Annotated in this window: 17 protein-coding genes, 1 tRNA gene and 2 pseudogenes; 11 read left to right on the top strand and 9 right to left on the bottom strand. The window is 39.2% G+C overall.

The annotated features are described in order from the left end of the window. Positions 1-315 precede the first annotated feature (315 nt). The 4 genes from A7325_RS02575 to A7325_RS02560 all read left to right on the top strand — a co-directional run bounded on the left by A7325_RS02575 (position 316) and on the right by A7325_RS02560 (position 2,444). A complete protein-coding gene (locus A7325_RS02575; protein ID WP_068404352.1) occupies positions 316-738 on the top strand; it encodes a hypothetical protein in 423 nt (140 codons plus the stop codon). A 122-nt stretch (positions 739-860) separates the two neighbouring features. Next, positions 861-936: transfer RNA gene (locus A7325_RS02570), tRNA-Phe, on the top strand. A gap of 195 nt (positions 937-1,131) precedes the next feature. Further along, positions 1,132-1,632: a DUF4385 domain-containing protein gene (locus A7325_RS02565; protein ID WP_068404350.1), complete on the top strand. Its 501-nt coding sequence runs from the start codon at positions 1,132-1,134 to the stop codon at positions 1,630-1,632. Between the two features lie 92 nt (positions 1,633-1,724). Then, entirely contained in the window at positions 1,725-2,444 is a 720-nt protein-coding gene (locus A7325_RS02560) for a phosphoglycolate phosphatase (protein ID WP_068404348.1), read from the top strand. Between the two features lie 104 nt (positions 2,445-2,548). On the opposite strand, the gene A7325_RS02555 is transcribed toward A7325_RS02560, so the two are convergent. After that, entirely contained in the window at positions 2,549-3,640 is a 1,092-nt protein-coding gene (locus A7325_RS02555; protein WP_068404346.1) for an NnrS family protein, read from the bottom strand. Positions 3,641-3,851: 211 nt separating this feature from the next. Here A7325_RS02555 and ilvD point away from each other — a divergent pair, with 211 nt between their 5' ends. Continuing rightward, positions 3,852-5,534, top strand: a complete 1,683-nt coding sequence (gene ilvD, locus A7325_RS02550) for a dihydroxy-acid dehydratase (RefSeq protein ID WP_068404344.1) — start codon at positions 3,852-3,854, stop codon at positions 5,532-5,534. An 8-nt stretch (positions 5,535-5,542) separates the two neighbouring features. Here the strand turns inward: ilvD and A7325_RS02545 are convergent. Continuing rightward, positions 5,543-5,953, bottom strand: a pseudogene (locus tag A7325_RS02545) (ATP-binding protein); the annotation flags it as partial. Between the two features lie 75 nt (positions 5,954-6,028). On the opposite strand from A7325_RS02545, the gene A7325_RS02540 reads away from it, so the two are divergent. From A7325_RS02540 to A7325_RS14210, 4 genes are read left to right on the top strand one after another with little or no spacing between them, the layout of a single operon-like run. After that, positions 6,029-6,697, top strand: a complete 669-nt coding sequence (locus tag A7325_RS02540) for a heteromeric transposase endonuclease subunit TnsA (protein WP_068404341.1) — start codon at positions 6,029-6,031, stop codon at positions 6,695-6,697. Between the two features lie 4 nt (positions 6,698-6,701). Next, positions 6,702-8,591, top strand: a complete 1,890-nt coding sequence (locus tag A7325_RS02535; RefSeq protein ID WP_082894259.1) for a Mu transposase C-terminal domain-containing protein — start codon at positions 6,702-6,704, stop codon at positions 8,589-8,591. Between the two features lie 3 nt (positions 8,592-8,594). After that, complete coding sequence (locus tag A7325_RS02530; RefSeq protein WP_068404339.1) at positions 8,595-9,497, top strand: TniB family NTP-binding protein; 903 nt, start codon at positions 8,595-8,597, stop codon at positions 9,495-9,497. Then, a complete protein-coding gene (locus A7325_RS14210) occupies positions 9,494-10,519 on the top strand; it encodes a TniQ family protein (RefSeq protein WP_068404337.1) in 1,026 nt (341 codons plus the stop codon). Before A7325_RS02530 ends, A7325_RS14210 begins: the two co-directional genes overlap by 4 nt. A 71-nt stretch (positions 10,520-10,590) precedes the next feature. On the opposite strand, the gene A7325_RS02520 is transcribed toward A7325_RS14210, so the two are convergent. The 5 genes and pseudogenes from A7325_RS02520 to A7325_RS02490 all read right to left on the bottom strand — a co-directional run. Then, complete coding sequence (locus tag A7325_RS02520) at positions 10,591-12,477, bottom strand: phospholipase D-like domain-containing protein (RefSeq protein WP_197488859.1); 1,887 nt, start codon at positions 12,475-12,477, stop codon at positions 10,591-10,593. A 1-nt stretch (position 12,478) separates the two neighbouring features. Then, positions 12,479-16,057, bottom strand: a complete 3,579-nt coding sequence (locus A7325_RS02515) for an AAA domain-containing protein (protein WP_068404333.1) — start codon at positions 16,055-16,057, stop codon at positions 12,479-12,481. Positions 16,058-16,431: 374 nt separating this feature from the next. Next, complete coding sequence (locus tag A7325_RS02505; RefSeq protein ID WP_068404329.1) at positions 16,432-16,623, bottom strand: excalibur calcium-binding domain-containing protein; 192 nt, start codon at positions 16,621-16,623, stop codon at positions 16,432-16,434. Positions 16,624-16,966: 343 nt separating this feature from the next. Continuing rightward, positions 16,967-18,772: a hypothetical protein gene (locus A7325_RS02495; protein WP_068404325.1), complete on the bottom strand. Its 1,806-nt coding sequence runs from the start codon at positions 18,770-18,772 to the stop codon at positions 16,967-16,969. A gap of 101 nt (positions 18,773-18,873) precedes the next feature. Then, a pseudogene (locus tag A7325_RS02490) lies at positions 18,874-20,028 on the bottom strand (YifB family Mg chelatase-like AAA ATPase); the annotation flags it as partial. Positions 20,029-20,406: 378 nt separating this feature from the next. On the opposite strand from A7325_RS02490, the gene A7325_RS02485 reads away from it, so the two are divergent. Both A7325_RS02485 and hemN read left to right on the top strand, forming a co-directional pair. Continuing rightward, positions 20,407-22,860 (top strand): penicillin acylase family protein, encoded by a 2,454-nt coding sequence (locus tag A7325_RS02485; RefSeq protein ID WP_068404392.1) that lies wholly within the window; start codon positions 20,407-20,409, stop codon positions 22,858-22,860. A 189-nt stretch (positions 22,861-23,049) separates the two neighbouring features. Beyond that, on the top strand, positions 23,050-24,594 hold the full coding sequence (gene hemN / locus A7325_RS02480; RefSeq protein WP_068404324.1) for an oxygen-independent coproporphyrinogen III oxidase: 1,545 nt from the start codon (positions 23,050-23,052) through the stop codon (positions 24,592-24,594). A 97-nt stretch (positions 24,595-24,691) separates the two neighbouring features. On the opposite strand, the gene A7325_RS02475 is transcribed toward hemN, so the two are convergent. Further along, on the bottom strand, positions 24,692-26,068 hold the full coding sequence (locus A7325_RS02475) for an esterase-like activity of phytase family protein (protein WP_068404322.1): 1,377 nt from the start codon (positions 26,066-26,068) through the stop codon (positions 24,692-24,694). Positions 26,069-26,122: 54 nt separating this feature from the next. After that, the coding region (locus A7325_RS13905) for a transposase (RefSeq protein ID WP_413771789.1) at positions 26,123-26,287 on the bottom strand (165 nt) is incomplete at its 5' end.

Raw genomic sequence — 26,287 nt, 5'->3', positions numbered from 1 at the left:
AAGCGCCCAAAGCATTCTTACTAGCATTTAAAACAATGAATAAAAATATAGAAGATTAAGCTAAAAATAGGTTCAATATTTGCTTAAAAAAATTATTTAAAAAGGTATAAATATTAGGTTTTTGGTGTATAAACCCTTGTCTATCTTCATCATAGCAAACCCTAGCATTTACTGCCACGACCAAGCAGTAATCCACGCACAAAATCGCCCTATTCTGCTAAAATAGTGCGTTCAGTATTATCAATCATCACCCGCGCTGACTTTCTAACCCTACATTCGATGCTACGACGCGGTAAACAATTATAGGAACCGATTATGCCTTTAGAAGCGATCGCCATCAATAGCTTAGATGCGCCCCTAATTAAAAACCCTGCGCGTGAGAACGAGTTATCAGAGCGGCTGCATGCCCTATATGACAGCGATGACAATCAGCCAAGTGGTGCAGAGGTATTAAACCTCGTTGAGCAAGGCTTTAAGCGTGGTCAAACTTTGTATGTCGGCATGTTTAATGATAAGCCTATCGCCGCGGTTGCTTGCTTTGATGACGGGCAAACCGATGCCAAACGTCTTCAATATCTTACGGTACACAGCCAAAATCGTGGTCGCGCTATCGATGCGAAGTTTATCAAACTGGTTTATGATGCTGAAGTGAAAAAAGGCGTACGCCAGTTTGTCCCTGTTGACGCTGATATTCATCGTATTATGAGCGAGTATGAGCTCCTACGCGCTAAGGATTAAATACGAGGTTAAAAGCTTAATTTTGGCTTATATTCGATTATTTATAGGCTTTTCTCACTTATTATGCAAAAACCACTTGACAGTAACGCCTATATTTAGTTTAATAGCGCCTCAACGAAGACGGCTCGATAGCTCAGTCGGTAGAGCAACGGATTGAAAATCCGTGTGTCGGCAGTTCGAACCTGCCTCGAGCCACCATTCGTTTAAGCATTCCAAAAAGCCCCAGACATTACTGTTTGGGGCTTTTTTTATGCTTAAAATTTAATGGAAATTACAAGGATAGCTATCCACTACAACTGATAGTCGCACTAATTCATAACACTTTTAGGCTGTTTTTAAAGGGTAAACTCTCTCTATACTAAAACGATTGATGCAAAGTAAAAGGGTAAAACCATGAGAGAGTTTGATTATGATTTGGATTATAAAAACCTAGATTTGCGCGCACAGCCCGAGCTTTATCGCGTCGGTCGCGGTGAGCAGGGGGTGTTATTGGTCGAACCTTATAAGTCGGAGATATTGCCGCATTGGCGCTTTGCGACACCTGATATAGCAAAAGAAAGTAGCGAGACCATTTATCAGATGTTTTTAGATTATCTGGCTGCCGATGACTTTGTTGGTGCCGATATGGCGCGCAAATTTATTCAAATGGGCTATACCCGCGCCCGCCGCTACGCCAACTACAAAGGTGGCAAGAAATACAAAGGACCCGTCCCTGACGATAAAAAAGGCCAAAGCGGCGCTCATGGCCGTGAAGAATTACCACGGCAGGTTAAAGACCCCATCAAAGCAGAATCAGCGCGTATTTTTAAGCAAACTTGGGATAAATGCCGCGAAAATGACGTGTATCTCAAAATGAAAGCAGAACATCGCGCACGCTATAAAGACGTCAAATAATCGGTTATAAAAATGACAACCATGAATCACAATGACCTCAGGCGCTTTATTGTGCTACGCTTTATCTGAACTTAATAATAAGAGCTTTTATGATGTCCAACAACTCTGCCCCAGCGCCCATTACAGCGCAACTTACTTCACAACAAAAACCACTTCTCATTTTTGATTTTGATGGCACGCTGATTGACAGCGTACCTGATTTGGCGGATGCCACCAATCTGATGCTTGAGCAACTAGGTCGATCTCCCTTCCCACTTGATACCATTAAAGGCTGGATTGGTAATGGCGCGCGTGTATTGGTTGAGCGGGCGCTATTAGGTCAGGTGATTGTTGATGACAGCCTAGACAACGAGGCGGTAGAGGAAGCGCTTCGTATTTTTTTTGCCGCTTATGGCGCCCTTGATTGTCAAAAAACCACAGCTTATCCTGATGTGAGCGCAGGTTTGCATCAGCTTAAAAACGCAGGCTATACCTTGGCACTGGTGACCAATAAGCCGATTCGTTTTGTCCCTAAAATACTAGATCATATGGGCTGGACGCCGCTGTTTAGCGAAGTGATTGGCGGCGATAGCTTACCGACTAAAAAGCCAGATCCTGCGCCGTTATTATATGTTTGCGAGTCGCTTGGGTTTGCGCCTATTGACGCTTTTATGATTGGTGATTCGATTAATGATATTTTAGCGGGGAAAAATGCGGGCGTGGATACCATTGGGCTCTCATATGGTTATAACTATGGTGTCGATATTCGTGATAGTAAGCCAAACTTTGCGTTTGATGAGTTTTCTGGCTTATTAGAACTGTTGGGCGTATAACGTTTTTGATAGGGATTTGATATTGTAGTTAAAGTGACGCTGTAATTCTCGTCATCGACAGTGATAAATAGACTAATATGATAATTAACACTTTATCTAAGCGCCTACTTATCCTGCATTAATTGTCGTTGCCGTTTCACTTTTTTCTCCACCTTGTTTAACCATATTAACCAGAAAAACAGTCCTATAAAAGCAAAGCTCCAACAGCAGACCGCTAAAAAAATACTTTGAGAATATCCTAACCAAGTGGGATTAAGCCTCAATAATGCGGCAGCGGTTATCAATAACGCTAAGACAAAGACAAAAGGCTTGGCGTTCGTGTCACGCAATACTCGGTGTGATCGAGTTCGCGACATCACTGTGAAGGTGAGCGTTCCAAGTGCCCCTATAGTAATCGCGTGCAAAGCCTTGGTAATCGGAAAATTGGCCGTTATCAAGCTTAAGGCGATACCTACCCAGCCCACGATAATCCAGCTATATCCCAAAAGCATAGCCAATAGATCAGCACGCCCATAGCTCCACCACGGTCGCCAGCGCAGCACTCGAACCACACAAAGCAGCGCACTGAGCAGTAAAAGAGCTGCTATAGTGAATTTTACCCAAGCAAAAGGCAGTAGATTTAACACCAATACTGAAAACAGCAGAATTAAAACACTGCCTTCAAACCTGGGCTGCACACGGTCTTTTAAGAACCGGTTTTGACTCTGAAAATGCCCTGCCAACGCTGACGCTATTATTCGGCCCCCCATATAAAACATTAAGATACTTAACAATAATACCGTTTCTAATAACAACCTCAGACGCCAGTCATCGGGTTGATTGCTTTGCATAGCCAAATGAAAACCAACCGCAGCAATACCTAAGCCTACTAGCACAAACCCCGCGGATTTGTTTCGCCATTTCTTAGCCGTTCGCAGAAAAATAGGCGCAAACCAAAAACTCAACCTAGCCACTAGCCATAACCCAATCACAGTAAAGATATAAGCTTTTGGTTGCGGGCCAGCAAGGTAGCCTGCAATCACCAGTAAAGCAAAACCGAAAATCATTTCATGACCGTGACCCCAAGCGTACTGCAAGCCTGCAGGGACAGTAAACCAGCCGAGCTGACCACCCACTGATAAAGGTAGCGTTAAAGCGGAATACAACGCAACAAGCGGAAACCAATAAGTATGAGCAAAAGGCGGTTTGGCTTTCATTAATGGAAGAATCCTTTTATAAAACGTCAGGGACGTCTAAGCGAGCATTAAAGGTATGCTTGGGGTTAAGTATAGTAAAGTGTCGAGAGTTATGGGCGAATAATCCAGTGTAAGTGTTGGAGTACTAGGTTTTTATAACCGCTTTAGCGTATGATTAAGCGGTACTTAAGCTTAAATAAGCCAATAAACCGTACGCTATTGGAGACAGAGAATGATTAAAAAAGATGACAGCAACAGAAAATACTCCGCTATTTTGGTCGATGGCATCCAAAAAGCTCCTGCTCGTTCTATGCTGCGTGCTGTCGGTTTTACCGATGAGGATTTTAAGCGCCCACAAGTTGGTATTGCCTCGACTTGGAGCCAAGTGACGCCCTGTAATATTCATATTAACGGCTTAGCGGATGAAGTGGCCAAAGGCGTTTATTTGGCCTATGCCAAACCGATTATCTTTAATACTATTACCATCTCTGACGGTATTGCTAACGGTTACCAAGGTATGAAGTACTCCTTAGTATCGCGTGAAGTGATTGCCGACTCTATTGAAACCGTGTCGGGCTGCCAAGGTCACGATGCGATCATTGCTATCGGTGGCTGCGATAAAAATATGCCGGGTTGTATTATGGCCATGGCGCGCTTAAACCGTCCTTCGCTGTTTATTTATGGCGGTACCATTCAGCCGGGTAAAAACCACACCGACATCGTTTCTGTCTTCGAAGCCGTCGGTGCCAATGCCCGTGGCGATATGACAGCAGAGGAAGTCTTAGAAGTTGAAAGAACGGCTATCCCAGGCCCTGGCTCTTGTGGTGGCATGTATACCGCCAACACCATGGCATCAGCGATTGAAGCGCTTGGCATGAGCTTACCCGGTAGCTCGGCGCAAGAAGCTATCTCTCCGGAAAAACGTGAAGACTGCCGAAAAGCCGGTGAAGCGATCCAATGGCTCCTTGATAATGATATCAAGCCTAGCGATATTATGACGCGCAAGGCCTTTGAAAATGCCATTACCATGGTGATTGTATTGGGCGGCTCAACCAACGCGGTTCTGCACTTACTGGCTATGGCCGATGCCATTGGTGTCGAGCTAAATATTGATGACTTTACCGAAATAGGAAAGCGCGTTCCTGTGTTGGCCGACTTACGCCCATCAGGCCGTTACCTCATGTCAGAGCTCATCGAGATTGGTGGCATCGCCCCATTAATGAAGCGCTTATTGGCAAAAGGGTTACTACACGGTGATTGCTTAACCGTTAATGGCAACACCATCGCTCAAAATCTAGCTAACGTAAAAGATTACCCGGAAGGCCAAGACATTATCCGTCCGTTCGACAATCCCATTAAAGCTGACAGCCATTTGCGTATATTACGCGGCAACGTTGCACCAACCGGTGCGGTAGCAAAAATCAGTGGTCAAGAAGGCACTCAATTTACGGGCACAGCACGGGTGTTTGACTCAGAAGAAAATGCCATGAGCGCCATTTTAGATGGCACCGTGGTGGCGGGTGACGTGGTTGTTATTCGTTACGAAGGCCCAAAAGGTGGCCCCGGAATGCGTGAAATGCTGTCGCCGACCTCTGCTATTATGGGGCGCGGTTTGGGCAATGATGTTGCCTTAATTACCGATGGCCGCTTCTCTGGTGGTAGTCATGGTTTTGTCGTTGGCCACATCACCCCTGAAGCCATGGTTGGCGGCCCGATTGCCATTATTGAAAACGGCGACACCATCACCATTGATGCCGATAATAATGAAATCAATTTAAATATCAGCGAAGTAGACATTGAGAAGCGTTTAAGCAGGTGGATCGCTCCAGAGCCAAATATAAAGCGCGGCGTACTGGCTAAATACGCCAAAACCGTTGGCAGTGCCTCAGAAGGTGCCATTACCGATAGGTTTTAAGCGCTAAATCACTTGCTACGATAGCTTAGCGCCTCAGAGACATGGGCGCTGGTGATGCATTCGCTATCTGCCAAATCAGCAATGGTGCGCGCAACGCGTAATACCCGATGGTAGCCGCGCGCCGATAGATTTAGACGCTGCTGTGCAAGCTGTAATAACTGTTGCTCGGCCTCGCCCAAATGAATATATTTATCTATCTCATTGGGGCTAAGCTCATTATTTACCTTTTTCTGCCGTTTTAACTGCCGCTCATGCGCGGCAGCGACTCGTGTGCGGACTTGCTCAGAGGTTTCGCCAGCCTGCGCATTTTGTAAATCAGCAATCGGTAGCGCTGGCACAGTAATATGCAAATCAATCCGATCAAGTAATGGCCCTGATAGCTTATCCTGATAGCGTTTAATCTGCTCAGGTCGGCAGCGGCTGACAACTACAAATTTAACTGATAATATCAAGGAGTTCCACAGTCGAATACTACAAAAATAGTTGATAATCTCATGACAGTCACCGAATCTACAATATTAAATGATAATTCTCCAGCAAGAATTATTCCTCGAAATCATAGAACTCTGACAGGATTCATTCACGGTAGTAACGATGGATTGTACTCAGGGTTCGAATCAAGTCTAGAACGTGATGCTCTTATACTGATTGAATTTAATACATCTATAATAAGATATCTATCTCAACCAAGAAGCTTTAACTATTTTCATGACAAAAAAGATAGGAAGTATACTCCTGATATCTTCATTGAGTATGACAATGGAAGGAAGCTTTACATTGAGGTTAAGTATCGGGAAGATATCAAGAAAGATTGGAGTATTTTGAAACCTAAATTTAAAGCAGCTATCGAAGAATTAGCTACTGAAGAGAATACACGGTTTAAGATTTGGTCAGAAAAAGAGATAAGAACACCGCTTTTAAAGAACGCTACATTCCTACTCCCTTATAGACATAGAAGCTTCGAGAACTATCAACTTGAAATGATTAAGAAGGTCGTTTCAAGATTTAGTGAAACAACTCCTGAAGACGTTATCAGGATTTGTTCTAGGAACTTAGAGACTCGTGCTGAATTCTTAAATACTTTATGGTATGCCTTGTCTAGTCAGATAATAAAGGCTGATTTAACTCGTCCTTTAACAATGAAATCACCTATATGGATGTAGTCAAATGAAAGCAGTCAAGTTAAATATAGGCGAAGAAGTGTTCAACGGTAACTCTCGCTATAGAATAACAGCTATTTTAGATATGGAACACGTCTGTGTTCGTAGTAGCTTTACTGGTAAAACTGATAAATTTCATATTTCTGAGCTGTCTTCAAGCCCTGTTGATGAAGATAGCTTGGATATAATACCATCTATCGAATTGATGAATATTCCAGACGATGAATGGATTGAAATACATAATAAAGCTGGGCTTTTTAATAATATCCTTCAATCAGATTATGAGGATAGACGTGATGAGATCAAACAAGCTGCTGAAAAACTAGAGATATCTGAACCCACTTTGTATAGGCAATTGCAGAAGTACAAAGCAAGCAATGGTGATCCTACAAGCTTATTAAGAAAAAAGCGTGTGGATAAAGGACGATTCGAGCCTGAAGTTGAGAAGATTATTCAGTCGTGTATAACACAGTACCTATCAACAGATAAATTAAAAGTTTCAGACATTTTTAGAAACTTGGAGATTCAAATTTATCAGTACAATAAACTGAACGGTACTTCATTAGTTACTCCACATATTAATACTCTAAGATACAGAATATCTCAGCTTACAGCGGCTGAAATAGGATCTACAAGACTTGGCAAGAACGGTAAAGAGTCTTATCGACCTATCATAGGTAAATTTCCAGAAGTTATAAAGCCGTTGGAAATCGTACAGATTGATCATACCCCTCTTGATGTCATGGTTGTTGACGACGTTAACCGTCTTGCTATAGGCAGACCGACAATTACACTAGCGATTGATGTTTTTAGCAGGATGGTAACTGGATTCTATATTTCGTTAGAAAAGCCAAATACCTTGCTCACAGGCTGTTGTATTACTCATTCTGTCTTGGATAAGAAGAAATGGCTAGCTGATCACAAGATAGACGCTCAGTGGCCTGTATATGGTCTTATAGATACTATCCATACTGATAACGGTAAAGAGTTTCATGCTAAGGCTTTAAAAAGAGCTTGTGAAAAATACCACATCAATCTAACTAAAAGACCAGTAGGAACGCCAAGATATGGCGGTCACATTGAAAGGCTGTTCAAAACCTTCAATGATACTGGTATACATACCCTACCAGGAACCACAAAATCTAATATCGTAGACAAAGGTGAATACGATTCCGAGAAGAAAGCAGTACTGACGCTATTTGAGTTAGAGACTTGGTTCACTGAGCTTGTAGTGAATGTTTATCATCATACTGTTCACTCTGAGCTTGGAATAACACCCTTCGAGAAATACAAAGAAGGGATATTAGGTAACGAAACCACCTTAGGAAGAGGTTTACCCCCCAAAATAGAGAATGAGTTGCAACTCAAAATTGATTTCTTGCCTCATGAAGAACGAAGTGTGCAGAAGTATGGCATACAGCTTTTTGGCATACTTTATTATCACGACCTGTTAAGAAAATGGATACGCCAACCTGACAAAACACGTAAGAACTCAAAAAAATTCATCGTTAAATACGATCCAAGAGATTTGAGTTCAGTATTCTTCTATGATCCTGATATGAATGCTTATATCACTGTACCCTACAGAAATTCTAGTAGACCAGCCATATCTTTATGGGAGTTAAGAGAAATCAAGAGAAAACTGGCAGATTCTGATTCATTAAAGCAAGCTAATGAAGATGATATCTTTGAAGCTAGAATTAAAATGGCAAGAATAGTTGAAAATGCATCAAAGGAGACTAAGAAAGCGAGGCGATTAAAGCAGAAGGAATCTGTCAGAGCAAGAGAGTCTATTCCACAGATGGCTGAAACGAATAAAAATGTTGAAGATATGTACTTTACTGAATCCGATGACATGGATTTCGACATCAAACCATTTGAAGACGTAGAGGAATAAAAAATGGAACACCTATCTGAGAAAGCTCGCAGCTTAATAGATGCACCAAATGATCAGAAAATCCTTTATGCTAATACAGATAGATGGATTGGCTATCCGAGAGCCAAAGAGATACTTGAATCCTTAGAAGACCTAATGTGCTATCCAAAAACTGATAGAATGCCTAATTTGTTGATTATTGGTGATTCTAACAACGGTAAGACCAAAATACTAAAGCATTTTATGAAGCGCTATCAGGTCGATATTGATGAAGATACAGCATTGATACTAGAACCTGTCGTCATGGTTTCAGCACCTTCAAAGCCTGATGAAAACAGCTTCTACATTCGTCTACTACAAGAGCTTTGCACTCCATATGTAAAAAATGAGAGTGCTAGCGTTAAAAGAGAAAGAGTTATTAGAGTGCTAAAGAAGCGAAAGACAAGAATGCTAATTATTGATGAAATTCAGCATGTCATTGCAGGCTCATATAACGCTCAAAGAAACTTTCTTAACGCTATAAAGGATCTGAGCAATACGCTTCAAATTCCTATTGTTGGCGCTGGTATCGAAGATGCTTTTCACGCTATACAAGTAGATACTCAATTGGCTAATCGATTTCAAGTAGAAGTACTGCAACGCTGGAAAATAAATACATCTGACGATAAGAAAAACTTTGCTCGACTCATTGCATCCATCGAACAAAGCTTAGTACTACCAGAAGCTTCTTACCTCTATAAAAAGCCATACCTTGATCAAATCCATTATTTAAGTGAAGGTCTGATTGGTGAAGCGTTCCAAGTGTTAAGGCAGTTAGCTATATTTTCTATCAAGAATGACCAACCTTGTATTAATCAAGAGACATTTGAATCATTAAAGCTACTGCCACCTTCAAGCAGACGTAACTTGCTTAACCAACTAAGATGAAAACAAAGTATCAGGGTCTAGAGCTATCCTATCAATTGCAATTGCTTCCAATGTACAAGAATGAGCTTATAAGGTCTTGGTTGGTTCGTAATGCATTATATTTCAACATGAAGCCATCACAGCTATCCACTATCATTTTTCAAAATACTGATATTTGGAAGTCAGATATCGATGTTCAGCTTTCGCAGAAAAGTATTCAATCACTTCTGAATACTGTTGAAATGAAGGAAGAAAAATTACTCAAACACTTATTATCTTTAAAGTGCGAACACTTTTACCCTCATTTAAATGAGTCTAAACAGGTAAAATGGTTATTACAGATTGGCGTCCACCAAAGAGGGAAAAAGAACAGCTTACAGTACTGTCCAGCTTGTATTGCTTCAGACAAAGTACCTTACTTTAGAGCCTATTGGCGTTTAGGATTTCTTACTAGTTGCCACATTCATGACATATGCTTTTTAGATAACTGCCCTAACTGCAACTCACCAATAGACTTATTTCGCTACAAGAAGATTGATAGTATGTCCTTTGAGCCACTTGATTACTTGAAGTGTAATCAGTGTTCTTTTGATTTAAGAGAAGCCCCACGAATAAAGCCTAGTTATTATGAACTAGAAGCTAATAGAGAACACTTTAAATTATTAGTTGAAGGGCACGGTAGTATAGGTAACTTAACTTTCAACTACTCACACATATACTATGACGGTCTCAAACGGATCATGTCATTCATTCTATGCAGTAAAAAAGGAATAGATATGTTTGAATATATCGTCAACGAACATGGTTTCGATTCTGAATATATTGAAAGTAGAATAAAAGTAGCTCGTCACTCGGAGCCTGAACATCTACCTGTCAATATAAGAAAAATTGGCCTTATATTCTCATATTATATCATGAAAGACTGGCCTATAAGCTTCATTAGAGTATGCAAGAGGTTTGGAGTCACTAAACGGTTTGTATACTCTCCACATCTCGACTATCCCTTTTGGCTTCAAAAGACATTGGACTTAGAGTTGAACTAATAAGCAAATCTTCTATTTGATAAGTGTCTTATGGTTGGGATAATTACCGACTGTCTATATGCCATTTATTCTCAGTTTTTAGCCACTGGCAAAAACTTGTTTAATAGCTCTTCAGCAACATTTAAACCTTGAATATGTAGTCCAAGCTCGTGGTATTCTCCTCCTTTTTCTTCAAGAGCGTTAGCAGATAACCAATTTAAGCTTGTCAATAAGATATCGTCATCATCCCATGCGATAAATTTAGCATGGCTTTTCGCTTTATGACTTCTCCCACTGATTTTTTTAAGTTGTATAGGATAATGTAGTGACGATAGGTCTCTAGCTTTCTGTTCTAATTCAGCATCGCTCATATGTCTAGTTTTTTTGTAATAACAAAATTTTTGTTTAATTTTAAGTGGTGCTAAGTTGTCAAAAATAGGTCGATGAGCGATGTCGCTGATAAAATCACTAACTACATATATTCTTTTGGTAGCAAGATTTTTAGCACTGCTTATATAATCATAATGTTCCTGCTTTTTTACTAATTTTATTGTTAGCTTATCTTCACCTTTTAGAACTTTAGTCCTTTCTATTTGCTCCATTACCATATTAGCAAGTGACTCCAGTTCCCTTGAGGTATCACTCATCATCACGCTTCTACCAGTACTAATACTCGACGCTATTCTTAATAGCTTAGAAGTAAACTGATTGTCGTAAATAACAGCAGAGGTTTCAAATGTATTAAAAGCAGTATAAAAGAAATTACATGAAGTAATCATGGAACAATAACCCTTAGTTGCATGATCAGATATAACAAACTTAGCGTGCGATTCAGTCCGAGTAAAACTGTTGAAATTGACCTGTTCAGTAATTCCTACCTCGTGTAATTTAGTATTAAATAACTTAAGTGTCCGCTCTATTCCTAAGTCTTCTGCTCGGGATTTTTCGAAGCCTGAATCATCTTCCTCACGTTCTGTTTTTCCCCATAAGATATAAACATCCACCCCTCTAAGTAGAGCTGTCTTTATAGATTTAAAGATATCAGTAAACTCTTTAGTCTTTTCGTTATAAACACATCCCGTTCTTATGAAGGTTGAGTGTATGACTAAAAAGGTACTTGATTCATCTATAAGCTCTAGTAGCTTAGTTTTATTATCCTGACCACCGTATACTAAATCGGCATTCTTACGATCGATAATATACTCAGGATTTTTCTGTTTAAATGCCTTCTTCGAATCAATTTCAATTACTTCTTGCTCAAAACTTACGTTTTCCACTTTATTTTTGAGCTTAGAACCAAGTTGTTGAGCAAGTACATTATCTATAATTTTATAACCATTTCTTTCTGTTAACTCCAGATCAACTATTAAATATTTAAATCCACTAAAATAGTTTGAATCTATTGCCGTATATCCCTCAATAATTTCACCCTCGTTCGTAGCTGCTTTGATCAGCGACTCAGCTTCAGCTTCAATAGTTACATATGAGTATTCATATTTTAGTTCAATAACTTGCTTATCGTTTCGATGTTTGTAATTCGAATAAGCAGCTTTAGGCATTAGTACATTATTTGTATTATAAAAGTTATGATAATTACCATTTATATCAAGAAAAATTTCTCTTTGAGATTTATAATTCGATTCAGTATATGGTAGCTCAAACTTGCTTTTAGTAGATTCATAAACCTCTTTTCCTCTATGAGAGATAGCAAAAATAAATTCATTGTTACCTTTTTCGATGCTAATCCAACCGACATCGCACATAGGGAGTAATACTTGTAATGTAATTCTTGGATTTAGGTTCAATAACTCATTTATCTCTTTATGCGTCAAAGTACGCTTGTTAAGCTCCTTAATAATTAAAAAGTCTAGAATAGACCAGCCACGTTTCTTTGTGATATCGAACAAAAATTTATTATATAAGAAAGGAATTGAAACCTGTATATACTTAGGAATACTATCTTCTTGAATTTTTTTCATATTACAATCCAACATACTTTTTAGCTGATACAAAATTAATATTTTTAAAATTTTTATCTGAGACGCTACAAGAATTGTCTAACATTGTTAAATAATCTGGATCAAGGAGTGCTACAAACTTATCTAAAAATTTGAAATTATCTTCTGATAAAACACCATGGCTCTTTTTTCTTTTATCTTTTTCATCATCGAGCCACGTTTTAAACAGACCAAAACATCCAACTATGATTAACTTATGCTTAGCACGACTTAGAAGAACATTCATACGTCTCATTTCAACCAAGAATCCAAGAGCCTGCCTTATTGTGGGATTGACGTTATGTCTAACTAAACTAATAATAACTACATCTGCTTCATTTCCTTGAAAGGAATCTACTGTATGGGCAATACCTTCTTTAATTTCATGATTTAGTTTTTTTACTTGTTTAGAGTAAGGAGAGAGTACCTTGAGAGAATACGCTTCTTCACCAACATGTCTTATAGCTTTTTCCAATTCATGAATAATTTCAACCTCTTTCATGTTTTGGTTCATATTTTCAAGAGGTCTTAGAGTGGAATGTGTTTTAATATCTGGAATATCTACCCAAATAACAGCATTTTCTTTATTTAGTCCCTCAAGTCTTATTTGTTGTTCATCAAATACGAAGTGGTTTTGTTTAGATTCATTGACTCTATCTGAATCTGTGATTAATTCATCATCATAGACAGTTTTCGAAATAATGTTACATATGTCAGGATGCATTCTATGCTGAATATTTAACATGCCTCCAAAATTATAATATTTCGACGCATCACGAGCATCTTCACATAGGCTTTTAAAAAGGGGAAAGTAACGTTGGAGGTTTCCAAGTAGCTCATTGGAATATTGTTGATTATCTGAATCATCGGCGTCTTTAGGATTCATACCTAGCTGATCAAGTTCATGATTATTGAGATTTGTATCATTGAGTTGATTCAAAATAATTTTTACATCTTCATAAAATGCATTTTGTAGAATTGATTCAATGACACCTTCTGAAAATGCCGGTAACTGTCTAGAGTCACCTATCATAACTCGCTTATTTGCAATCAGCATAGCTCCAACCATCTCTATTCCTGACGCTTTAGCACTTTCTTCCATAATTGACACATCAAAGCTTACTTCATTATTAACTAAAGATGCCATTAAGGCTGAATTAGAAGTGGTAAATACCAAATTAGCAGCCTTTATAATAGCGTTAAAAAATCCATATTCAGCGTTATTCGAAAAAACCTTAAGTCTGTCTGAAATTCCAGTTTCTTTATAATATTTTTTGAAAAGTGGACTTTTTTGAAAGTCATCTAAAAAAGGCTTAATGACTTCGTGCTTTTTGCTAATCTTTTCGCTATTTTCATCTAGAGTTTTAACACCTGTAATTTTGTTAGTTTTTTTGATCTGCAACTCATTTTCGTCTTTAAAATCTGAAATAATCACCATATCTTTAAGTAAATCAAGCTTTTGTAATGCTTTCAAAGTATTTTTATGAAGTAGATCCACAGTTGCATGGGCTTGTGCAGATAATAAAATCTTAGCACTATCCTCCTGAGAAACTATATGATTTACATAATTTGTTATTAAGAACGTTTTGCCGACCCCTGGAGGACCTTCAATAAAATAATTTGGATAAGTTGAAATTAAAGGCTTGAATATTTGTTTTTTAGACTCATCAAATAAACTAATAATGTAATCTATATCATATGTTCGTGATGTAACGTGCAATGAATCAGATGGGCGAGAAAGACTTTTCGTTAGTGGCATATTTTTTAGCAAGTTTCTAAATACTTGTATTCGTCTTTCAATTTGAAAATCAGTACCTGTTATATCCGAAGGATACAACAAAAAAATTTGATTTTCATATATCTGATGTTTATTCTTGTTTTCTTCGGATTCAGCAAATATGTATTGTTTCCCTACTTTTGTATGAAATTGCAAACTTATAAAGTCATCAATAATATTATTTTTAACATTTTGGTCAAGCATAGCAATCCAGTTGTCACCGACATTGCCTTCTTCTTTAAACGACTTAATAAATCTATCAGAAGCCCTTCTATATCCAATTGCTTTTGATAGGTTGTTATTAATCTTGTTATCTGAATCTACTAAACTCACGAAAAAGTATAATTTATTAGTATCGTTAAAAAATTTATGGTTTTTTTTAATGAACGCTCTATCCACTTGATTTAATCGTACTCTGTATTTTTGAATACTCATCAGGCTTTGCTCAACCGCAATAGACATTAGCAAACCTTGTAAACATTCAAGCTCATAACTCTTATACACAATTTGTTTCTTTAGTTTCTCTAATACTTCATTCCATGAGTTTTCTTCGCTTCTATACTTAGGTTCTAAATTATACGGGCTATTGATGTACTTTAGACTTCTATACACTTTTTCACTGTTATTTTTAGCAAGTCTTGAAGCTAACCCTTCATGACTATTAACAATATCCTCTAAAACCATCATACTTTTAAACGGGTATTTATCATCTTTAAACTCTCTAATCTTATATGTAAATTGCCTACCTTGAAGCAAGTACACAATACGATTACTATCTGAATTATTTCTAGTATTGTTGTAGATTTTAAAGGGATAGATATCTAAATCTTCTTCTAGTATATTTTTAATTTCTTCAATTGAAGCCCTTGGAATACTTAATAAATCTCTAACACTCTCAAATACTTTCTCTGTAGATGATTTAGCGATAGATATGTGAAGTGGACTATCTCTTTTTTCTACAATTACTGAATGTGAATCTATACAACTTTCAATTAGTAGTTTTAGACTGCTAACTGACAAGACGCCTTTATGAACTTCTCTTTGTGAAACTCCTTTATGAAGCTCTCTAATAACCTTCTTTTCTTTGTTGGAAAGCTTTGAAGTACTAAGTTGAACATCTTCAACACCTAAAATTTCTAAAATAAAATTAGAAAGATCGTGCCAATCTTGATGGGTGGTGTAAATGACGTTCTTATCCTTGTCAATTTCAACCCATTTAGGTTTGTTAAAGTCTAGTGATTTTTCAAAGCCAGCTAGTATAAATTTTTCATCATTTTCATAATCATCACTTCCGTCGTATATGATGCTATGCATATTTATATTTCTATGGATAATTCCATGATTATGTAGAATTTCAAGACCGTTGACTAATCTTAATATATTTTTCCAAAAGTACACTCTATTAACTGGTTTCGACAGATTATCCGTATGTAGCCAATGCTTATTAGAATTTAAAAACGATAGCCTAACTTTTGTTTTTATAACTTCATGTAGACTTTTATAAGAATGGTTACTCTTATAAACTAAATAAAAACTGCCGTCTTTAACAAAATAATCATGTATGATTTCAATATATTTACTGGCATTGTTGGCAGTTTTAAGTTTGTTTAGTTGACGAGCTTCATTCAGCCAAAGAGCTTTTACAAAATCATGATTACTAGATGTATTTGGCGTCCATATCTTCACTTTATAACACTCATCCTCTTCATCATAAAACTGAATGTCTAAAGTATAGTTAGCTTCTTCTGTATGTTGTGGTAATACGTCTATAGAGTTTAGTTCCACTTTAAGCTTTTCCTTTCATGCTTTATTCATATTCGAGTAAATACATGTCCATTGTTAACCGAATTGAGTTGAACAAGTTAAGAGGGGTTCTTATAGATTATAGGCTATACAAAGACTTAATCTTAATTCATGACTCGTTTAATGAACCATTTTAAAGTTAACATGCCTAGTAGTATCAAGTACCCAAACCACCAGTAACTTTGTATTGTATTTATAACTATTATAGGCGCTTGCTCTATAGCTCCAATGCTACTGTTCACATTAGAGATATGTCTTCTTGCTATGAGACCAAGTACAAAGTATCCGACTAAAGCGGCAACAGTAAATGTAGTTACCGCCATTAGAAATTTTTCGTCAATTTTTCGCATTGTTATTTACCGAAGTGCTTCGCAAGCTACACCATCTTTGTCACGATCCAAGCGTTTGTATCCTGCTTTTTTCGCATCGAAATAAGCTTGAGCTTCAGCTTGGCTACCAAAATCGGCGCATACTACGCCACCTGCATATGCAGGAGAGGCTGCAATTAATATGGCAATAGATACTGAATAACTAATAATTTTTTTCATAACTCACTTCTCCGTAACTAACTGCTTTTTAAACATTAATATGAATCCAAAACCAAATACTAAGCACCCTAAACCCGCTACTAATTGTTCAGTAATTGTCGTTTGATGATCCCAATCGTATAGCATAATTATTATCAACATGCTTACAATCCAAGCTACGGCAGCATATAGGATTAACAATATTCGATTGCTTGGCAACCAATTGGTAGACTGCAACCACTTAGGTTTGAAGCAAAGCCATAGTGTTGCAATCGGGATCATTAGCATAGGGAATATGAAAAATAAAGCGATGTAGTTACTCATTATTCATACTCATGGACAATTGTAAATTTATTATAAATTATTAGAAGCTGTTAGTCATGCCATATATTTTACTAACGATCCTATCTTTGATGGATTCGTTTACGCTAGTATGATTCAATCTCTCGACAACTTCGAATTTGGATTTTAAAATTTTTCCGATACCTTTACCTTTGTTCTTACTTATTTTGTCGATAATTTCTTCTAATTCAGTCTCACTTATGCTTAATGCATACTTAGGTCTAGCAAATAAGTATAAACCATATGTTCTGTCTTCCTTGGGTTCAATATCCAAGCAATATACAGGAAAATTATCTACTTCATCTGTAAGAGCTTCTGTGTCATCTATGACTTCTATTTTCAATAATAACCCTTTTCTGTTCCTAGAAGAGATCATAGACCATTTGGTTGCTTTAAAAGAGAATTCACCATAGGGTTCAGCAGAGTTTATTCTATTTGTAGGCAATGCTTCAATTCGCCAGTCGTCCCGTTCTAGCTCAATTTCATAGAATGTCTTAGAAATGTCAGTGAACGACTTAATTTCAGTTTCATCCCTGTTAAGCTCAAGCTGAACAGGATTAGTTGTATTGTTTTGTCTATAGTTCTCTTCTCCTAAAGACCCTTGACTTGTATCATAAGCTTCTTGAATCTGTTCTAGTTGTTTAATACCAACAGCGTTATAGATCAACTCTTCATTATTTCCTTTCTCTCGTTTCTTCTCTACTGGTAACTCATCGAGAAACGGAAAGCGTCCTTCTTGATGAACGTCAATTTTTAATTCAATCTCTTCTGCGTTAGGAGGACTATCAATCATCAACTCTATGCCCTCTTGCTCAACTGAACTTTGTTCTTTTGGTATTCTGATCTCATATTCTTCCCTATCACGATCTGGGAAAGTCTCTGCACTAATAATCTCTAACTTATTAAATGGCCAAGAATGATGACAGGTTTGTATTTTTCGAATTAAGAAATATTTATCAACACTATCTTCTTTGCTTACATAGTGACCTATGACTTCGAGCTTTGTTCCATCAGAAAAAGGTAGGTTCGTTGTTAAAGGTAGTTCAGTAATACCATCATAGTATCCATCGACTTTTGACTTCTTTAAATACCTATAAGCGTGACTATGAACTTCTCGTATTGCACTCATAGCATCATCGTCCAGTAAAGCTCTTGCTAAGAATGGAACATCACTATCAAGAAAATGCCTACTATTTAGTTTTATTGAACATACATCCTTATTGTCTTCTACACTTCCTACCAATGTGGCTAATTCAGCAATTAAGTCTTCACTGAATAAACGACGAATAAAGTATTTAGAAGCTGCAAAGTAATGTCTAACGATTTCAGAATGTGGGATTAGGACTGTAACAGGCCTGTCTCTAAAAGTAGAGTCAGGTATGCACAGTAAAGATAAATTAAGGTTATTTTTAAGAAATTTAAATTGTGAAGCATCTCCCAACTTATCTATCATTTTTCTATAGCTGATATCTTCTCTTTCACTACCTAGCTCAATAGTTTCAGCTTTCTTAGGTTCAAAAACCTTCTTGATCGTTCTTGAACTGGTAGCCTTCCAGATAGAGCCTGATGATAAGATATATAGATGTTCAATTTCTATATCTAAAATAATTGATCTTGCGGAGAGGTCATAACCCATAAAGTCAAAATAAGTATCATAATCTTTTTTCTTAGATAATTTCTTAAATTCACTTAACTGACGACCATCTTGTAATTGTATAAAATTAACTGTAAGGAACTTGAACAATTCGTCTTTGAGAATTTTTCTAATTGTTTCCAGCCTATAAAGGCTACCTGTTTCAAAATGACTATCCTTGAATGTTAGCTTCACATTGAGTCCTTATTCTCTTCTTTAGAGGACTCTAGATATTATCATTTATATTTGGTTTTATCACTTATATTTATAGTTATCGATTATTTTTGTAGTTGTCAGCGGCATCGCCCTGAGCCGTCACCATCATAGCCACACGGGCAAGGATTCATCGCTGCTACCAGTTGAAAGTTTGCGGGGAAAGTAAGCTGCGAGTTGGCACGGCTAATGGTTATTTGCTTGGCCTCTAACGGCTGACGCAATACTTCTAACACCGTACGATCGAACTCTGGTAATTCATCTAAAAATAAAATTCCCTTGTTAGCAAGGGTGATCTCGCCAGGTTTGGGACGAGAACCACCACCAACCAACGCCACTGCAGATATGGTGTGATGAACTTGCCTGAATGGCCGCGTACCATAATCATAGTCGCTATCTGCCACTGAATAGGTGCTGGCAACTTCTAATGCGTCTTCATCACTCAAGTCTGGCAAGATAGTGGGTAGCCGTGATGCCATCAACGTCTTGCCAGAACCCGGCGGTCCGGTAAACAGTATCGAATGGCCACCAGCGGCGGCGATTTCTAACGCCCGCCTAGCATGATGCTGACCTTTAACATCCGCCAAATCAACTTTATAAGCAACTTTACTCTGCGCAGCGGTTGCTTGCACGACTTCTAAGCGCTCATCTATAAGGCTAGAATCTGTGAGCGACTGCAAATGATTACAGACTGCCTTTAAGTTTTGCGCCGCTAATATCGTCACCCCCTCGACACGGCTGGCTTCCGCGCCATTATCAATCGGTACTATTAATTGCCGTAACTGGCGCGATTCTTGTTCATCAGATTTTGTAGAAGGTTTGGTAGAATTTACCACTAACGACTCTGCTTTCATCGCTCGAGCAACCGCCAAGCTACCACTCACTTGCCGCAACTCGCCATTGAGTGCAAGCTCGCCGATAAACTCAAACCCTGATAACGTTTCTGGCTCAAGCTGTCCACTGGCGGCCAAAATACCGATGGCTATTGGCAAATCCAATCTTGCACCATCTTTTGGCAAGTCTGCCGGTGCTAGATTAATCGTCAAACGCCGATTAGGGAATTGAAAGCCCGAATTCAAAATCGCCGAGCGCACCCTGTCTTTACTTTCGCGCACAGCAGCGGCAGGCAAGCCGACAATGGTCAGCGCTGGCAAGCCTTGTGATAAATGCACCTCGATAATGACCTGCGGCGCGTGCAGTCCGACGACTGAACGCGTATAGACTTGGGCGAACGACATCAGCGTTTCCTACTATAAAGATTAATCGATAATAGAGCATTATCAATCAGCGCGCAAATGTCGTGTTCTATTTTTATCAATCCGTTTAAACCTTATTATTTCTAGCCTATTTTTTAATAGATAAAACTCATTTCTGACTACTACTAAGCAAAATATCAGCGCCTAAATTCTGCGATTTATTCGCTAGCATAGATATTTAAAAGTGTTATATGATTGATAAATGTTTTTAATTTTTCTTATTTATTATTTCATTCAAAAAAATAGAAAATAAGACAGATAAAAGCATGGCAATAAAAGGATTTTATTGACATATAAAGCTTGGCGGTGATTTTCGTTAGCGCTTTATAAAATCGTAATTAACCATGGATGGGTAAGCTTATGAGCATTAATGTGCTTAATCGGCGTGTACGCACACTCACGCTATTGACGATGGCAGTCTCTCTGGGACTGTTTGGCTGTTCGGATAACGACAATTTTAACGGCAATATAGACGACGGCACTGGTGATAGTACTTATGCGGCGGATATCCAGCGCACTGAGTTTGGTATCCCGCACATCACTGCTAAAAATTATAAAGGTCTGGGTTATGGCGTCGGGTATGCTTTTGCCGAAGACAATATCTGCTCCTTAGCACGTGAAATCGTAATCGCTAAGGGTGAGAGTATGCGCTATCTGGGTGCTGAGGGTAATGAGAATAGCGATGTTTTCTACACTTGGTATAACTCTCCTGAACGACGATCGGGTTTTCTAGGGGCTCAAGACCCTGAAGTGATTGATGCGGTCAAAGGCTATGCCGCTGGCTACAATCGCTATTTGCATGACAAAGGGGTCAAAAATATTGAAGACCCTGCCTGTGCAGGCGCTGAATGGGTTCGCGAAATCAATATTGACGATATGTTGGCTCTATATGGCAAAGCCAATTTACGCGGTGGACTCTCTAACTTCGTCAAACAAATCGCACAAGTAGCTCCTCCAGCGTCAGGTATCGTCATGGGAAGCTCTAGAATGAGTAGCCCTGAACCTATAGCAGAGTCGGATGAAAAATTCGATATGACAACTATCAACGTATTAGATGGCGGTAGTAATGCTTATGCCTTTGGTAGTAAGGTAACAGGTACTGATAGTGGCGTAATGTATGGAAATCCACATGAACCATGGGAAGGCGTTCAGCGTTTTTATGAATTTCATACAACAATACCAGGTAAGCTTGATGTGATGGGTTCCGCTCAGCAAGGTCAACCTTTTATCAACATCGGCTTTAATAAAGACGTGGCTTGGAGCCATACGGTATCGACTGCTAAGCGCTTTACCCTTTATCAGCTTAGTCTAGTCAACGGTAGTCCTTTTAAATACAATTATGTCAACAGCGACGGTAAGGTTGAACAACGTGATATTGAAACGGTTCCAGTCATTGTTAAGATGCCAAACAATCAAACAATAACTCGGAACATCTATGTTTCACATTATGGGCCAATACTCAATGCAAAACTGCTTGATCCTCGCTTACCAGCATGGGGTGATGCTAATAACGTTGTTTATACTATCCGTGATGCTGCCTCTGAGAACCCAAGAGCCCTCAATCAGTGGCGCAGTATGAATATGGCCACTAGCGTTGGAGATCTCGTCGATAGAATGCAAAAAATTCTAGGCCTAGGGTTTGTCAATACCATTGCTACTGACCGTAACGGTAAAGCGCTTTACGCCGATATCTCAACGGTACCTAATGTCACTAGAGAAAAGTTAGTAGCTTGTAGTGCTGACGCTGGAGCTGCTCTTCCTCTTTTGATTGCCGCAGACTTACCTGCACTTAATGGTAGTACGGCTGCCTGTGAGTGGGATACGGACGCCGATTCTCCTCAAGCGGGTATCTTTGGCGGCTCAAAATTACCGTTTTTAATTCGTGATGATTATGTCCTAAATTCAAACGATAGTTATTGGCTCAGTAATGCAGAACAACCATTAACTGGATTCTCCCCATTATTAAGACGTGATTTGTTACCGCTTTCTGAAGACGCGGCACCGCTATCTTTACGTACCAGAATGGCATTTACCCAAGTATTAGATAGACTGAGCAATAAAGATGGACTTGGTGGCCATAATTTTGATTTAGATAAGCTACAACAAGTCGTCTATGGCAACCGCAGTTATGCAGCCGAATTAGTGCTCGATGATGTCTTAGCAGATTGTACCGCTAACCCTCTATTGCCTTTAAAAGACGGTGGCAGCATTGACGCAACCCAAGCTTGTAACGTACTAAGCAATTGGGATCGCCGCGATAATCTCGATAGTAAAGGCGCTCATGTCTTTAGAAAGTTTTGGACCAATCTTGGTGTGAGTGATTATGCAGGTTTTGGTGTTCCATTTAATAAGGCAGATCCCATTAACACCCCTCGTGACTTAATCATCAATGATAAGACACGTACTGCGCTTGGCGACTCAATCAAATATTTTAATGATAGAACTATTGCGCTTGATGCGCCATTAGGAAGCTTGCAGTTCGTTATTGATGCAGGCAAGAACAATGAAAAGATTCCTATGCATGGTGGTTTTGGTGGTGAAGGCGTCTTCAATGTCGCAAGCTCAAGTCAAAACAGCGATGGCACTTATGGTCCAGTGACCAATGGCCCAACCTATATGCAGTCAGTGACCTTTGATAGTAAAGGTCCTGTTGTAGAGGCGCTGCTTGCCTACTCACAAGCAGGAGATACGACGCGCCCTTATCATCGTGATCAGACGCGCCGTTATTCAGATAAAGAGTGGATTCGTCTGCCATTTAGTAAGAGCGAAATATCCAAACAAGCGGTTGGTGAAGTGATTAAATTGAGAGAATAGTTCTAGCTAAATTATTGATTATAATAAAAAAGACTTTAGGGTAATCCTGAAGTCTTTTTTTATTGTAGATAGCAATACAACTTTATGGGTATATACGAAAACTTACCGTCCATGCCACTATGACTATTGATTTGTTATACTACTTATTACTTAAGTGGCGATTTATACAGTTAAACCGAGGAATCTCGCATGTCAGAACCAGCCGATATCAATAGCGACCAAAGATCTTTCGCTCATGCCGACGAGCAGCCTACGACTGCACGCCCTGTGGTTGAGATGCCCAATCCCTATGCCAGTACCCGTGGCAGCATTACCAGCAAACAGCTACCAGCATTCGATGAAGAGATTATCAATAAATACAATCGATCTGGGCCGCGTTATACCTCCTACCCGACCGCGTTAGAATTTTCACCGATGCCTGAGGGGCTGGAGACTAAGATTTTGCAAGAGCGCGAAGCCGATGCGCCCTTATCGCTGTATTTCCATATTCCGTTTTGTCGTCACCTTTGCTACTACTGTGCTTGTAATAAAATAATCACCAAAAAGAACAGCGACGCTGGCGATTATTTAGAATATTTAATGGCGGAAATCAAGCACAAACGTAGCCTATTAAAAACGCCAGCCGATCGTAAAAATCCACTGGTCAAGCAGCTGCATTTCGGTGGCGGTACGCCAACCTTTCTACAAGATAATGAGTTGATAAAACTTTGGGAATTTTTGCAGACCCAGTTTGAATTTTTGCCAGAAGACCAAGGCGATTACTCTATTGAAATCGATCCGCGTGAGCTTGGCGACGAGACACTAACGGTACTGCGTAACCTTGGTTTTAACCGTGTCAGTCTAGGCGTACAAGACTTAGACGAAAAAGTACAAATCGCCGTCAACCGTATCAACTCTGCTGAACTGATTGAGAATGTGCTTGCTGAAGCGCGTAGATTGGGCTTCCATTCTACCAACGTCGATTTGATTTACGGCTTACCGCATCAAACGCCAACGACTCTAGACAAGACCGTACGCCGTGTTATTGAGATGTCACCCGATCGTTTATCGGTATTCAATTACGCTCATTTGCCTGAGCGCTTTAAATCGCAACGCCAAATCAGAGAGGCAGATTTACCGACGCCAGCTGAGAAGCTTACCATGCTCGGTAATACCATCAATACCTTGAGCGAGGCCGGTTATCAATATATCGGTATCGACCATTTTGCCAAACCTGACGATGAGCTTGCTATCGCCCAGCGCGAAGGCAAATTACATCGTAATTTTCAGGGTTATACCATCATGGGCGATTGCGATTTATTAGGCTTTGGCGTGTCGTCAATCAGCCAAATCTCTAACGCCAATAGCAGCTATATTTTGCAAAACCATACGGATTTGCAGGTATATAAAGAAAATATCGATGCGGCGCGTGATAATCCAGCGATCATGCCAGCGGTCAATGTGATTAAAACCTCGATTAAAGATCGTCTGCGTGAATACGTGATTATGAATTTACTTTGTCACGACTATATCGACTTTAGAGACGTTAATCAGAAATTTGGTATCGATGCTATTACTTACTTTATCGATGAAATTCAGCAATTGGGCGCGATGCAAGAGGACCGCTTGATTGACATGGATGCCGCTGGTATTCGCGTCCTGCCAAAAGGTCGTCTATTAGGGCGTAATGTCGCTATGGTGTTCGATGAGTATCTTGAGAAAAAACATAAAAACCGCTTCTCTAAAGTAATTTAAAACTTTTTTATACGTTATTAATAAAAAAGACTTCGCTAATGCGAGGTCTTTTTATTGGCTGTAATACGATAAGTATTGATAAAAAAACCAATCTACTCTATTCAGTCGGCATAACAATATATAAGCGATTGGCATCTTCAATGGTTTTTTCTTTATCGAGATACTTTTGCTCGACGCTACTTTTTGGATTGATTATATCGGTATCTGTCATCGCAAAATCATCATCATTGAGTAGACCCAATGAACCATCTTGTCTTAACCATAAGCCCTCAAGCTTATCATGTGGGTAATCTAAGCTCGCCAGCACATCGACGACCAAGGTTTTTTTAACAGGCGTGATGTTTAAGTTTTCAAGGGTCTGCCAGTTTTCTTCGTCTTCTGCAATCAGCTGCTCAAGCGTTTGCCCATTCACTGTCAAACCCAGTCTATCATTCTGTTTAACACTTTTATCATTTGCAATGGTTGCAATATCTGTTGCTTGCGCGATATTAATTTTATAAATGAGTTTTTGTGCTGACTTATCTTGGAGCGGGAATTTGCGATCATGCTCAATGAGATAAAACTCATGGTCATTAAGCGCCACAATGCCAGAGGTCACATGCGCTGCGTTATCCAATCGATATAAATACTGCGCTATTTGTCCTGAAACTAAGTTAATCGTTACCATACGTACCAAACTAGAGAGTCGCCCTGACTTATCGGGATTGTCCATAGAGGACTCCATGATACCGACCAGCGTCGTTTGGTCAGGCGTAATGGTTAACGCCTCCATGCCACGATTGGCACGACGTTTGCTAAATTCCGTCGGTAACAAGATTGGCTTAGCATCAACCATCACATTATTACGCTCATCATTGGCAAACGCATTGATACGCGCAATCTCTACGCCATTGGCATCGTAATGCACAAGGTGCGGACCGTACTCATCGCTGACCCAAAAGCTGCCATCTTGCAGCGCTGCGAGTCCTTCAGGGTCTAAACCATTGATATCAGTTTTGATCGGATTACTTACCGCATCAAAAGGCAATTGCGGGTTGACTGTCATCGGTTGACCATTGACATCATAAGGTACTTCATTGGTGCCGCCAAAAGCCTTGGGGTTTGGTAGTCCTGAGATAGGATTGCCATTGCTATCTTTTAGAATTATTTCTTTTACTTTGATAATTTTGCTGTCAGCTTGCAATTCAAACAACCCAATAGACGGCGTATAATTTGGCACAAGAAACTGCTTACCTTTACCGGCAATTCCGTCAAAGTCGGCATTAGGACCACGGTCGGTCAGGGCATAAAATTGCTTGGCATTGGTTGGATGCGCCGCTGCATCTGAGCCGTAGCCGCCGCCTCGAATCTCTAATTTCTGCTCAGGATAAGCGGCATTGATATGCGACGCATCAAGCTCGCTATAAGGCAACGGGCTACCTTGCACAAATTCATTTATAGCCGTCATTTTATTATTGATATCTTCGTTAGCCATTATTATTTTCCTTGAATTATTATTGTTACTTAGATTAACACACCAAGTGCAACGCTAATTAATATTATAGAACGCCTGCATAGGCGTCTTAAACCCTAAGCGTTTTCTTGGTCTGTTGTTTAGTTTGTTCTCAATGTCCTGTATTTCATTATCAGAGACTTGTCTAAAGTCACAGCCTTTAGGCAGATACTCTCTGATCAAGCCGTTGGTATTTTCGTT

The organism is Psychrobacter sp. SHUES1 (assembly GCF_001652315.1).
GTDB lineage: Bacteria > Pseudomonadota > Gammaproteobacteria > Pseudomonadales > Moraxellaceae > Psychrobacter > Psychrobacter faecalis.
The sequence above is the reverse complement of the archived record's forward strand: the minus strand, read 5'-3'. Positions and strand labels throughout refer to the sequence as shown.